Source organism: Echinicola pacifica DSM 19836 (genome assembly GCF_000373245.1).
Classification (GTDB): domain Bacteria; phylum Bacteroidota; class Bacteroidia; order Cytophagales; family Cyclobacteriaceae; genus Echinicola; species Echinicola pacifica.
Genome location: NZ_KB890750.1, coordinates 57347 through 71809 on the forward strand (window position 1 = coordinate 57347; position 14463 = coordinate 71809).

At 44.5% G+C, this 14463-nt stretch carries 10 protein-coding genes; all 10 read left to right on the forward strand.

The window, feature by feature from the left end:
• The first annotated feature begins 25 nt into the window (after window positions 1–25).
• The 10 genes from B050_RS0111040 to B050_RS0111085 are packed head-to-tail and all read left to right on the forward strand — an operon-like array spanning window position 26 to window position 14461.
• Complete coding sequence (locus B050_RS0111040; RefSeq protein WP_018473974.1) at window positions 26–454, forward strand: phage tail protein; 429 nt, start codon at window positions 26–28, stop codon at window positions 452–454.
• A gap of 6 nt (window positions 455–460) precedes the next feature.
• Entirely contained in the window at window positions 461–904 is a 444-nt protein-coding gene (locus tag B050_RS0111045) for a phage tail protein (protein WP_018473975.1), read from the forward strand.
• 1 nt (window position 905) lies between these two features.
• Window positions 906–1061 (forward strand): DUF5908 family protein, encoded by a 156-nt coding sequence (locus B050_RS23570; RefSeq protein ID WP_018473976.1) that lies wholly within the window; start codon window positions 906–908, stop codon window positions 1059–1061.
• Window positions 1062–1064: 3 nt separating this feature from the next.
• A complete protein-coding gene (locus tag B050_RS0111055) occupies window positions 1065–1751 on the forward strand; it encodes a CIS tube protein (protein WP_018473977.1) in 687 nt (228 codons plus the stop codon).
• A 12-nt stretch (window positions 1752–1763) separates the two neighbouring features.
• On the forward strand, window positions 1764–3485 hold the full coding sequence (gene vgrG, locus B050_RS0111060; protein WP_018473978.1) for a type VI secretion system tip protein VgrG: 1722 nt from the start codon (window positions 1764–1766) through the stop codon (window positions 3483–3485).
• A 51-nt stretch (window positions 3486–3536) separates the two neighbouring features.
• On the forward strand, window positions 3537–3827 hold the full coding sequence (locus B050_RS0111065; protein ID WP_026235810.1) for a PAAR domain-containing protein: 291 nt from the start codon (window positions 3537–3539) through the stop codon (window positions 3825–3827).
• Between the two features lie 3 nt (window positions 3828–3830).
• Window positions 3831–4241: a GPW/gp25 family protein gene (locus B050_RS0111070; protein WP_018473980.1), complete on the forward strand. Its 411-nt coding sequence runs from the start codon at window positions 3831–3833 to the stop codon at window positions 4239–4241.
• Between the two features lie 16 nt (window positions 4242–4257).
• A complete protein-coding gene (locus B050_RS0111075) occupies window positions 4258–7389 on the forward strand; it encodes a baseplate J/gp47 family protein (RefSeq protein WP_018473981.1) in 3132 nt (1043 codons plus the stop codon).
• A complete protein-coding gene (locus B050_RS0111080; RefSeq protein ID WP_018473982.1) occupies window positions 7383–10172 on the forward strand; it encodes a hypothetical protein in 2790 nt (929 codons plus the stop codon). Before B050_RS0111075 ends, B050_RS0111080 begins: the two co-directional genes overlap by 7 nt.
• Before the next feature lie 11 nt (window positions 10173–10183).
• Window positions 10184–14461 (forward strand): PKD domain-containing protein, encoded by a 4278-nt coding sequence (locus tag B050_RS0111085; RefSeq protein WP_018473983.1) that lies wholly within the window; start codon window positions 10184–10186, stop codon window positions 14459–14461.
• Window positions 14462–14463 lie beyond the last annotated feature (2 nt).

Below are 14463 nucleotides of genomic sequence, written 5' to 3' on the forward strand. Positions count from 1 at the left end.
CCTAGCCACTTAAACAGCAGAAATCATGAATTATCCTTTGTCTAAATTTCACTTCTCCGTCCAGTGGGGAGGAACCAAAATCGGCTTTACGGAAGTTTCTGGATTGGATGTAGAAACAGAAGTTATCGAATACCGGCACGGAGCCAGCCCCGAATACAGCAAGATCAAAATGCCGGGTATGCAGAAGTTTTCTAATATCACCCTTAAGCGGGGCACCTTCCAGAGTGATAACGAATTTCACGAATGGTACAATACCATCAACCTCAATAAGGTGGAGCGAAGGGATATCACCATCAGCTTGCTGAATGAGGAACATAAGCCTGTGGTAAGTTGGAAAATCAAAAATGCCTGGCCACTAAAAATACAATCCACAGACCTGAAGGGAGATGGCAACGAGGTGGCCATCGAATCGATGGAACTGGTGCATGAAGGGCTGTCCGTCCAAAACGAATAAGCGACCATGAGTACTTACTATCCCCCTCCGAGTTTTCACTTTCTCGTAGAATTTACAGGCATAGAAGCGGTAAAAAAAGACCAGGAATTCCAGTCAGTCTCCGGGCTGAGTGTGGATATAGATACGGAGGATTTTGCGGAGGGAGGCGAAAATCGATTCAAACATAAGTTTCCTGTACGCACCAAATATCCAAACCTTGTCCTCAAAAGGGGAATATTGATCGATTCGGAGGTGATCGCGTGGTGCCAAAATGCAATCGAAGACTTTGAGTTTAAGCCCATTGACCTGACCGTAAAACTGCTTAATGAGGAACATGAGCCGCTGATGACCTGGAATGTGGTGCATGCTTACCCGGTAAAATGGAGCGTGGAAGACCTCAATGCGCAGGAAAGTAAGCTGGCTATAGAATCCATAGAATTGTCTTATAATTATTTCAAAACGATCCATTGATATGCCTATAGAAATTAAGGAATTGCACATCAAAATCACGGTGGATGAATCTGGCAATACCTCCACAAAACCCGCGGGTAATGAAGGCAAGGAAGAACTGGTTTCTAAATGCGTGGAGCAAGTTATGGAAATTCTTAGGGAACAAAAAGAGCGATAAGCCATGAGCGAGGGAAAATTAGAAAAGCTAAAAATCAAAGCCTATAAGGATGAGAAATTTACCGAAGAGGTAGATGATGGGGAGTTCGTCACTCTGCTCAACCCGGAAAAATATAAGTTCCAGTTCCGCGTGGACCAAAACGAGGATCAGGCCTCCGGCACCAGCGCAGCCCCCATACGGTTCAATAAAATTCTCCCAAAGGTACTTTCATTGGATTTTCTCTTTGACCGCACAGGGGTAATCGCCGGATATGAGGCCAGTGAGGATGGCGTGATCGAAGATCTGGAGCATTTTAAGAAGCTAGTCTATGAATATAATGGTGAAAAACATAAGCCAAACTACCTTCTGATAAGCTGGGGAAGCCTGCTATTTAAAGGCTACCTCAAGGAAATGGATATTGAGTATAAGCTGTTTCGACCGGATGGCACGCCCATTCGTGCCATGGTAACCGTGAAGATCGGGGAATTTGTAGAGGAGGAATTAAGGGCTGCTCAGGAGAACAATCAATCCCCTGACCTGACCCATTTCCGAGTCGTAAGTGATGGAGATACCCTTCCACTGATGACACATAGGATCTATGGGGACGCTAAATACTACCTAGAAGTCGCCAAGGTAAACGGGCTTGTTAATTTCAGGAATCTCGAGATAGGCACAGAAATCTATTTTCCTCCACTTTCAAAACAAAATTAATACTTCCATACTATGAGCTCAAATGACACAACGGTTTCCTTAACAATCCTAACCAATGGGCAGGCCATCTCCAGTAGCTATGGGGTGAAGAGTGTTCAGGTAAGCATGGCTCTGAACAAGATCCCGCTATGCAGGATAGCGCTGATCGATGGTGATGTGTCCACCTCAGAATTTGCTGCCAGCGATTCCCAGGATTTTGTACCAGGCACGGAGATAGAGGTCGCTTTGGGCTTTGGGGGAAAGAATAGCACTGTTTTTAAAGGAATCATCACTCGCCATGCCCTAAAAATCAGGGAAGCACAATCCCATCTTATTTTGGATGTAAGGCATATCGCCATAAAATCAACTTTGCGCAAGCGAAATAGATATTTCTACGATATGAAGGATGAGGATGTCTTTCAGGAATTATTTTCCCCTTATTCCATAGATCTGGAAGCTGATGCGGGCACTGCCAGCCATGTCCAGCTGGTACAATATGAAAGTAGTGACTGGGATTTTGCCCTTCAACGTGCCCAGGCTCATGGGAAGGTGATCAATGTTGGTATAGACAAGATCAAAATAGAGAATCCTTCAATGGATACCGGGGAAGTAGCCACTATTCATTATGGTGAAAATGTATTGAGTTTTGATGGGGAAATAGATGCTCGTACCCAAGTAAAGAAGGTGAAAGTAAGATCATGGGATCCCGATGAGCAGGAGGAAATAGAGCTGGATGGAGAGGACAAAAACTGGCCAAGTCCGGGAAATATTTCGGCCTCCACGCTTGCAGAAAGTCTCACCGAAGATCCTTTAGTCCTAAGTCACGGAGGGAGTATGGATCCCGAGGAACTGAAAAGCTGGGCTACTGGGGAGTGGAGCTATAGACAGCTGGGAAAAGTGAGGGCGCGCGCAAAGATTACTGGAGATGCCAATATACTACCGGGAACTTTAGTAATACTAAAGGGCTTGGGCGCAAGGTTTAGCGGCAAAGCGTATGTGACTGGAGTGAATCATCAGGTCTATGAAGGTACCTGGGAAACTGATGTGCAAATAGGCTTAGAACCTAATCAAGTCCAAAATGGGATTTCCAGCCCTTCACATCTAACCAATAGTGAGCTGTTTTCCGGCATCAAGGGGCTTCAAGTCGGAACTGTCACCAGTCTGGAAGACCCAGACGCAGCTGAGCGCATTCAGGTGAAATTGCCAATGATCAATAATGAGGAGGAAGGCATATGGTGTCGCTATATAAGTCTGGATGCTGGGGAAGATAGAGGCTATGTCTTTAGACCCGAGCCAAAGGATGAGGTTTTAGTAGGATTCATCGATAATGACCCCAGCCAGGGGGTAATCCTCGGAATGCTCTATAGCAAAAAGCACCCCAGCCCAATAGAGGCTTCCAATGATAATATGGAGAAAGGCTTTGTTTCCAAATCCGGAATAAAAATCATTTTTGATGATGAGATAAGCCAATTAACTATTGAGACGCCCGGGGGCAATAAGATAATCCTCGATGATGATGATGGCAGTATCCTGATGGAAGATCAAAATGGCAATAAGGGCTATTACAGTTCGGAAGGGATTTCCCTCGAGAGTGAAGGTGCCATCACTATCAAAACCAAAGGAGATATCTCTATGGAAGGCATGAATATCAGCCTGAAGGCCGAAGGGGAGTTTACTGCAGAGGGCGGTGGAGGAGCAGAGATAAGCAGCAGTGGAATCGCAGTGCTCAAAGGCTCACTAGTCCAGATAAATTGATGAAAAAATACTGATTATTGAATAAAAGTCAAACTATAAATAATAAGTGAAATGGGGATGCCAGCAGCAAGAGCAAACGATATGCATGTCTGTCCAATGGTGACAGGGACTGTCCCACATGTGGGGGGACCGATCATGCCTCCTGGAGAGGCCACCGTGCTGATCGGTGGGATGCCAGCCGCTCGGGTAGGAGATATGGCCACCTGCACTGGGCCGCCCGATAGCATAGTGGTGGGATCAGGTACGGTGCTTATTGGCGGAATGCCTGCCGCCAGACTGGGTGATAGCACGGCCCATGGAGGCACGATAGTTTTAGGTGAAATGACAGTTTTGATAGGATAAATCATGGAAGATAGCGGAGATTTCTTAGGTGTAGGATGGACTTTCCCTCCGGAATTTGATAAAAATACCGGGCAGGTGAAGCTGGTAAAGGGCGAGCTTGATATTTTGCAAAGTCTGCAAATCCTCTTCACCACCAAAATTGGTGAGCGTATCATGCATCCTAATTTTGGTGCAAACCTAGATGACCTACAGTTTAGCCCTATCAATAGAACGCTGATCACCTATATATCAGATCGTATCCGCACCGCCATTCTCTATCACGAACCACGCATAGACCCCGAAAAAATAAGTATAAACCAAGGAAATATAGAAGATGGGGAGGTGATCATTGAGCTTACCTATAAAATACGATCCACCAACTCCCGCCGAAATATGGTATTCCCATATTATATTCTGGAAGGTACTAATCTATAATTAACCGACTTATATAATGAGTGCAAATTGTAAAAAGATATTGGATATATTAAGAAGAGATGGCACCGAGCGCGCCAGTTCACTTAATGCATCATTGGACCCAGACCACCTAAATTTGCACGACTTGGGGACCAGTGACTGGATACTTTTTGCAATTAACTTCTCCAAACATATCAGTTATTTCTCCACCAAATCCGCGGAAGAGGCTACTGGAAACTGGGAAGCTTTTTTTAAGACCTTTGACCCCAAGGGATTGCTAAAAGCCGATAGTAGTGCTTATGATCTGGACTCTCTTCGAGAGAATATAAATGAAACTCTTAGCCAAATAGAATTTCAAGGTACTTTAAGTCCTCATTTGACATTATTTGTTTCCTTCCTAAACCTTCTGACCAAAAGTCAGGAGTCGTTTAATGGACTGACCAAAAGGCATTTGGATTTTTATTACCAACAAGTGCTACAGATTGAGAAGGAGGCCTTGGTGCCTGATAAGGTATATGTTATTTTCGAATTGGCTAAAGGCCTAAGCAGTGGCTTGATCCCTCAGGGTACCTTATTGGATGCAGGGAAGGACCCACTGGGACAAAAACTAAGCTATAAAACCAGCACAGAATCCTCCGTCAATACGGCGCAGATTGAGGCCATCCAAAGTCTCTATCATGATATAAAAGTGATTAATTCTGAAATTGATTTCCATGATTCCAGTTTGGATTCCGGAACGGTGGTCATCGCACCTATGGCCAATTCCTTCGATGGTCAAGGAGCGGATTTCCCCACTGGTGAGCAGAAATGGTGGCCTTTTGGATATACCGAACACTGCAATGCCTCCACGCTGAGACCTGCTCTTCCCACTGCACCGATAGGCTTTGCGATCGCCTCCTCGCTGCTACAAATGGCAGAAGGTACTCGCTTTATCGACCTTACTTTCACCTTTGACACGGCCTATTATCCGCAGAAAATAGACACCAGCCAACTAAATGATGCCCTGAGCTTAGAAATCACCAGTCCCAAAGGCTGGTTATTATCACCTGATATAAGCCTAAGCATTGAACCTGAGGAAGATGAAGATCCCAAAGTATTTAATATCAAAGCGATCCTCTCGCCCGAAGCGGCTGCCATCAGCAACTATGAGGTCAAGGTGCATGGAAAAAACTATGCGACAGTCCTTCCAATATTGAAGGTAAATCTGGATACCGCTATTCCTGAAGGCTATAAGTTATTTAGGCTTCTCAGCAATCCTAAGTTTGTCAAAATAGATATTTCGACCACCGTTCTGGATGGCAGCTCGCTGATCATCGAGAGTGATATTGCAAAACTAAACCCCAAAAAGCCATTTTTACCCTTTGGACCTAGACCTTTGCGGGGCTCGAGTTTCAGTCTATACAGCCCAGAAGCCGCTACCAAGCCGGTGAAGCAGATCACCTTTGCTATGGATTTTCTAAATCTACCAGAGGACTTAGTCGCTCATTATATAGCTTATAAAGATAAAGATGGCAATGCCGAAATTGATTCTTTGGATTATTTCGGGGTGAAAATCGTGCAGGCAAGCGTCAGCAAAAGTCAGAATTTATTTGGGGCGGAAGAAGAGCCTAATGAGTTTGCGATTGAACTTGAGTCAAATAGTAATCTATGGAATAAGCCTGCTGACGCAAAGGTAAAAGTCAGCTTAAGCAATAGTTTCCTTCATGAAAAATACCCTCACTACTATACTCTAGCCACTTTGGTCAATCAGGAAAGCATCACTTTGGAGCAGATTCCCAATGAGCCTTATACCCCGATCGCCGAAAACATAAAATATTCTTATACAGCCAGCCAGACAATTTATTCGGAGAACTTGGGGCTTGAGTCACAGTTCGGATTTTTCCATGATTATCCATATGGTAATATTTCCATTAGCCACGAGTCGGAATTTATTACACTATTTCCTCAAATTTCTAAGGGCGGATCCCTCTATATCGGGCTGAGAGATGCCGGGGAGCTCCAGCAGGTGTCTATTTTATTCCAATTGGCAGAAGGCAGCGAAAATCCTACTCTTGAAGATATCTTTGAGGGGGATGAAAAAATTAAATGGTCTTATCTGGTGAATGATCGATGGGTGGATTTTCCACCCGGAAGCATCACTAAGAACCAAAGTCCGCGCTTCCTAAAAACAGGCATTATCACCTTTACCATTCCCAAAGAGGCCAGCAGTCTGCACAGCCTTATGCCTGCGGGTGTAAAATGGCTCCGCGCCTCCATGGATAAGGCTTATGATGTGGTCTCTCAATTCCTCCAAATCAATACGCAAGCGGTGGAAGCGGAATACTATCAGGATCAGGAAATCTTAGGGGCACATCTGCCAGAAGGCATAAAACCAAAAACCATCTCCAAACTACAGAAAAGGCTAAGTTGGGTAAAGAAAATAGAGCAACCTTTCGCTTCTTTTGATGGGCAGATCCAAAGTGATGAATTGTATTATCAAGGTATCAGTGAGCGCCTAAGGCATAAAAACCGGGCGGTTACTTCATGGGATTATGAGCACCTAATTCTCCATAAGTTCAAAGCTATCTATAAAGTAAAATGCCTAAATCACAGTTGCGATAGCTCCTTTCAATCCCCTGGAAATATTACCATTGTACTGGTTCCTGATACGATTAGGCAGAGTGTATATGATATCTACCAACCGCGGGTTTCGCAAGGCATGCTCAATCAGGTCAGTACCTATGTCAATAGCCTGAATAGTTTTCAGGTTCAGGCAAAAGTCATCAATCCCAGATATCACGAAGTGCAGATTAGGCTGAAGGTAAAATTTAGGGAAGGATTGGATTTCTCTATATATAAAAGCATCCTAAATGATGCGATTAGGGCCTATTTGTCACCATGGGCATTTGATCGGGAACTGACCGTATCCTTCGGGATCGCCTTGCACCGCAGTCAGCTGATCCATCATCTCGAAAAACTAGGATACGTCGATTATTTGGAAGATGTCATGCTACTTCAGGCAGCAGCGGGTAGCAGCCCTTGTGAGTCGGTATTCGAGGAAAGCCCCAATCAGGTGTATATCCGTCCAGAGCATCCGGCGGCTATCTTGGTGTCTGCAAAGTCCCACCAAATAAGCGCTTCCACCACCGCCTGTGAAACCATCCAAGCCCAAACGATAGAGGAATGTTAACCAATACCCAAAATATATCCATCAAAAGAGATCCAGCTAGCTTGGATGACAAGGATTTCTCTTTCTTAAGGGAGGAAGGAATCCGCTATATTCAAGAATTGGGAGGGAAGTTGTGGACTGATTATAATACCCACGATCCTGGAATTACCATGCTGGAAGTGCTTTGCTATGCCATTACTGATTTGGGAAATCGGATAGACCAGCCTATCGAAAACCTTCTTAGCGACCCCGGTAAGGGAATAGAAGGGCAGTTTTTTCCTATTCAGGATATCTTGCCTGCTGCTCCCACCAATGCACTGGATTATAGAAAACTGATTATTGACCTAGATGGCGTGAAGAACTGCTGGATCTATCCCAAGTCCATCCCAGTATATGCAAACCTAAAGCTCGAGCAGCTTTCCTATTCTCAGGATATTCAGCAGGGACTAAGCCCGGGTCAAAAAACACAATTTAACCTTCGGGGGCTATGTACTATAGTCGTGGATATAGAAGAAGACGAACTCTCCAAGGCACTCGAAAATCAGATCAATAAGGCTTATCATGCGCACCGAAACCTCTGTGAAGATCTCTATGAGATCAGGAAGGTGGAGCGCCACCCCATTTCGGTTTGTGCCAATATAGAAGTGAAGCCCGAAGCGGATGAAGAGCTGGTACATGCTCATATTTTGGAAGCCTTAGAAAATTACCTAGCTCCGGAACCTCGATTTCACTCTTTGACTGAGATGATGGACAAGGGCTATAGAATGGATGAGATTTTTGAAGGCCCTTTATTGGAACATGGTTTTCTGGATGATGAGGAGTTGGCGCAGTCCACTCTGAGGACTCAGGTGCGTCTGTCGGACATCATTCAGCTCATCATGAATATAGAAGGGGTGACTCTTATCAAGGAAATCACCCTTCAAGGCTGCGAGGAGGGGATAAGCAGAGATGCATCTTCATGGATTATGTGTATTCCTGCAGGAATGAAACCCGTCTTATGCTCCAAAACCACCCTTAATTATTTCAAAGGGGTATTGCCTATCAATATCAATCAAAGTAAGGTCCAGGACTATCGAAGGCTCATCCGGCAGGCGAAGGCTGAGCAAGCCTTAAGGATCAAAGAGGATCTGGAGCCTTCTTTTCCCAAAGGCCAATTTCTGCCCATTGGTGATTATATCAGTGTGCAGCAAAACTTCCCTGAAAACTATGGGCTGAGCGATAAGGGGCTTCCTCCACATCTAGGTCCAGAAAGAAAGGCGAAAACACTTCAGCTTAAGGCCTATCTGTTATTCTTTGATCAGATCCTAGCCAGCTATTTTAAGCAGCTTGAACAGGTGAAATCGATGCTTTCTGTCCATGCCAGTGCCGGCAAAACCTATACGACGCAGGCTGTAAAGGGCTTGAAAAATATAGAAAAGCTACTGGATCCTTCCCTCCTTAATGACGAGGAGCAACTGTACGCTACCGTAATGAGTTTTCTGGATGATCCTATCAAGCGAAACAATAAGATTTTGGACCATCTGATCAGCAGATTTGCTGAAAACTTCGGGCAATATGCCTTCTTGATGAAGTTCCTGTATGGTAATGCCACCGATGAGGTGATCCTTGAAGATAAGGTCAATTTCCTAAAAAACTACCCTGTGCTCAGTCGGGACAGAGGGCAGGCCTTTAACTATTACCATCAGCCAACGGCAAATCTATGGAATAGTAAAAATGTATCCGGGCTCCAAAGGAGAATAGCTTCCCTTACAGGAATGCCTGACTTTAGCCGAAGGAATATCTCTAATTCACCGCTGGAAATCTATAAATACGGACCAGAAGGGGCTGATTCATTATATCGATGGAGGTTAAGAAATCAAAATGGAAATATCGTATTGTCGGCGACCACTTCCTACGAGAGTCATGATCTTGCGGGGAGGGAGTTTTATTTTGCCCTGCTAAAAATCCTGGAAACAGACGCTGAGGCCTTAGAAAAAGCCCGTGTAGCAGGAATAGGAGCGGAGCGGCAGGTAGAAAGTTTTCATTTTCACCGCTCTTCTACTGGAAAGTATAGTTTTGACATCATCAATCCGGAGGTGGAAGCTACCTCAAGTGCGGATTATATCATTGCAAAGCAATATCATTATTTCTCCGATGGGGAGCAGGTAATTGAGGCAGCTTTGGCATTAATCAGCTTCGTGAAGAAAAAATTTACCGAGGAAGGGATTTTCCTGGTGGAGCACCTCCTGCTAAAACCAATGCAGGAAGATGCCGCCTATGCTGCTGTCAGTGAGGAAACCGGGGAGACTTATGAGATTGGTGAATTTTTGGGCTTCTGTGCGGATGATTATCCGGAGTGTAATTGCATTGACCCTTATTCATTCAGGGTGAGCATTATCCTTCCGGGATATACCTATCGATTTGCCAATAAGGATTTTAGGGATTATCTGGAGAACCTGATTAGGCAGGAACTTCCTGCTCATATCCTCGCCAAAGTCTGCTGGATAGGCTATCGCAAAGGGGAGGAGCCTGAGATCAAAACGGAGGATGTGGAAAACACCGGTACCAAAAGCTATAAAGAAAACCAGTTGGTGAAATTTGAAAAGGCTTATAAGGAATTCCTGCTGGAGCGCACTAAGCTAGATACGCTGGTGGATAAGCCGAATAAGCTCCAAAAATATAATAAGGTACTGAACACGCTGATCGATAGTATGGCGGGACTTCATAGCATATATCCAACAGGCAAATTATATGATTGTGAAGATGAAAATGAAGAGCTGACCGGAAAAATAATTCTGGGCAAGACCAATTTAGGAAATTTATAACACTCAAAGTCATGGCTAATAAATTAACCCATATCACCACCCAATACCGCACTTATAAAGTGGACCAGGTATTGACACATACCCAGCTGAATGAATCGATAGCCTTTTTTGAGGATCAAGATCGGCTGACCAGGGTATTTCTGCAAGGGGTAGGCATTGTTTGTGGGTTTACGGTCAGCAAACTTTCTAATAATAATATCCGCATCTACCAGGGAGTAGGCGTCACCACGGATGGGGATTTGCTCAAGTTACTGAGCCATTCCACGGCTGAGGAAGCCACACCGCAGACAGAGATGCCTGCTTTTATGGATTTTTCCCACTATCGAGTATTTGAAGATCCCCATGCCCATTACCAAAAATTCATTAGGGAAGAGGGCATTCATAATCTATGGGAAATCATTCCTGAATCCGCCGCTCAGGATACAGATAGCGCCTTGAATACCATGGAAAGTTATGAGGATAAGGTAGTATTACTTTACTTGGATTCCTATGCCCAAGAGCCGGGCACCTGTGCAGGAATCAATTGTGATAATCAAGGTGTGGAGCAGGTCGCCAAGCTCCGTGTTTTACTTACTGATATGGAGGGAGCCAGCGCCCTTGCTGCCCAGGATTCCGTCTATCAAAAGCTGAATACCAACGATTTATATAGACAATTAAAAAGTATTCCTTTACCCAAACCGAAACTCGATGCTGCCAGTACCCGGGATTTGGCGAGGCTCGAAAAGGCCTATTATGATGCCATCGCCGCCTGCAACTTAGACCAGTTGGAGCTAGGGCTTTCTGCAATTCATGGCTTCATAAACCTTGGCATCAATCCAGCAAACAGCCTCCAGGCATTCCGTGAAAGACCTTCCAGCTTATACAATAATCCTTTTCAGTATCATTATGATTGGTTGAGAGATGTGTTGGACACCTATCACGAGCTGGTGGAAGCCCTCTATAGTCTGGATACTAGCTGTATGCCCGATATCAACGCATTTCCAAAGCACCTACTTCTGGGGAGACTTATCGAGAATAATAGTGAAGCAGCCTTTAGACATTCCTTTTATCGCTCTCCCGCCAGTGGTGACCGAAATCAATTGGGACTTTTAAATAGCCTCAGGGATAGGCTGATGACCAGCCTTTCCAGCTTCCGACTGAGACCCGAAAATATTAGGATTTCTCCTTCAAAGCGCCATGGAATATTGATGGATAAGGCTATTCCTTTTTACTATCGACCTAGCCTGACCCTGACCAAAAGCTGGAATAATAGAAAAACCCTGAGAAATAGAACCGATGAGATATACCATTACCATCGGGAATACCATCAGGAAAGTCAAAGCACTAACAATCCGCTAGGTTACAGCTTGGCGGAGGCGGACTTCTACAGAATCGAAGGGCATCAGGGCATGAGCTATCCCAAGGCGATGCAGGATATCTCTGATTTAGTGCATAAGTATAATCTTGATTTTGATGTAAAAGCGCTCTCCCTAGGAGCTGCTCTTGAGCAGATCAAAATGGAGGATTATGAATGTCATTTTGAGGACCTTATGGTTTTATTAGATGCCTGGAATGACGAGATAAGCTGTATCACAGCCAAAATCACTTCCTTCTTCACCTCCATAGATTTGGAGAAAATAACGGAAGTAAGGCCCAAGGATGAGTCTGATGGCCAGGTGGTGCCGCCAAAAACAATAGGTAAGGGCACTAAAGGCGCAGAGGCTATGACCCTAGCGGAGCTGGCTATATTGATAAGAAATAAGAAAATAACACTGAATGAGGCTCAAAAACTCTACCCTCATTTATTTGAAAATACAAAAGAGCGTAGCACCAAGAATAGTAAAAGTATCCGTGATAGTGTAGCCGATTCCGTCAAGGGAGAGGATACGGCATTAGGGAAAGTCCTTCAGCCTCTGTTTTTGGACGTTTCCCCGCAGTATTATACTTACGGAAGCTTCACGATGGAGGCAGAGAAAGAGGTGAAGAAATACCTCGATACGATGGAGGTGGATGATTCCTTAAAAGAAGTCCTGGTGATGAAGCCCGTCGAGATCATTGCGGCTTCCTATGACCTCGCCAATTTCATTCCCGAAAGGTTGAATGAACTCGATCGTGGCTATATAGAAGCTTATGAAAATTCCATTGAGGAGCTTTGCATGAAGTTAGAGGATTTTTCACGGGAATTGGAGAACCTGAATATCGATCCTCAGTTAAAAGCCAATTATCAGGCGCAGGCCTTATTCTTTTCTTCCATCTGCTGCGCGGCGAATAAGCTGAAAATCCTACAGGCAGAAATAGACCTTCGTAAGCAAAACATCTTGCAGGAGCTGCAACTCTCCAGCTATGTCCTTCATCATCCCGGGCTGGATCATCAGGCAGGGGTAAGTAGCGGAGGGACTTTTATTTTAGTATATATCTCAAAATCAGAAGGAACTGCCTCCGCAGTTGAAGAAAAAGAAACCGCTGGTAGAACTAAGTTTTTGGAAAGCGCTGAGGAAAGAAAAGCAGCGGCAGTGCTGAAAGAAGAACTCATCAGCATGATAACCTCCAGCAAATCGGATACAGAATATAGGTCACTTAGAACCAAATTAGCTGAGAAAATCAAAGGAGTACAAACCATAGGAAGCAAGGCCGCCAGCACCTCAGCTTATAATTTGAAAAGTCAATTAGCCAACCATACCGTGGTCGCTGACTTTATGCTCCCTTATCGATGCTGCTCAGATTGCAGCCCGATAAATTTCATCGTGCCCCGCCCCGTGATTTTGCTGACCCTAAGTCAGAATACCTTCTGCATTGGATTGGAGCAGGATCCAATAGAATATGAGGTGCTTCCTCCAGATGCGGATGTAAGTCTGGAAAACAAACTGGATGGGGTCACCATAGAAAACAATACCATAACTATAGACCCTGGTGTTTTTCCTAAAGAGGAGCTGGATAAGCCCCTGACATTTCTGGTAAATGGAGAATCGGTAAGGGCCGAACTGACGGTAAGAGAAAGCCCGGAAATAAGCATTAATGCTCCAGCAAATCCAATAACGAACCCTTCCATTAGCTTCTCAGCAAATAGTAGCATGGAGGACATAGATTACCTGTGGGACTTCGGGGACAACAGTCAGTCCACCGAAGCTACACCATCCAAAACCTATCAGCTGCCACTCGGTGAAACCAATCGGGTAACGGTGACGCTGACGGCCAGTCCGAAAAATGGAGCATGCCCGCGAACCATTACCAGGGTACTGATTTTTGAGGAGGAGACGGAGGAGGTGAGTTTGAGCCTTACCTATGATGAATATTGCAAGACGCCAAATTCTATCGCAGAGGAATTTACGGTCGTTCCCGAGAATGGAACAGTGGCAGGAGTAGGCACTACCTTCATAAGTGGTAAATACCACTTCGACCCTAAAATCGTGGGACCGATGAATTTGAATACCAGCCTAAGCTTTACTGTGAATGGACAAGCCACTGACCTTTTTGTGATAGTCAGGGAAAGACCTGTGATAACTTTCATCTATACGGTCAATAGAGATGAAAATACGGGGGCAGGTAAAGTGGATTTTGTGATCCCCAACCCTCCAAGCCATGCCAGTGCATATATATGGAATATAAATGGTCAAGAACAAGACAAGGTAAATAGTGATACTTTCACAATAGAATTTGGCCCTAATGATATTGAGCTTAATGTATATGTCAGCGCCCTGCTGGATACCGCCTGTGAGCAGAGCCAATCCGAAAGCCAAACTATTCCACTAATAGTAGAGCCTCCCCTTAACTGCGAAGAGGCAGGAAAACAATATCTATTGCAGACTCGGGAAATCTATATCTCCTTATTACAAAGCCCAGCTTTCAAGGAAATCGATCAATGGGGGCAAGAGACGCTAAGCACTATTATCGATAAGGTACTAGTCACCTTGGCCAATAATGCAGATCCCTATATCGATGGTACTAGAAATGCAACATTAGAGAAACTATTTGTACCTCATATAGATATGGCTGTGGACTATTTGATGGAAATGAACAGTGGAAATGGTCCAGGAGTAGCGCCATTTAAAAACATGTTCAGGCAGCTTGTCAAATTATTATACACCGTGCTTAGGTGCCAAGGTTCGGATTCATTGGACAAGGATAAGGAAACTATAGCGAAAACGCTGGAAGCACTTAGCAAGGCTATGTCCGATCTTAAATTGGAAAATATAAATTGGGATAGCCAGCAGGAGATCAAAAATTATCTAGATCAGATGCTAATCAATTTTGCAAATGCTGATTTTATCAAGACAGAGATTGAGAATCAATTGAGCTTATTGGATGGCTAGAA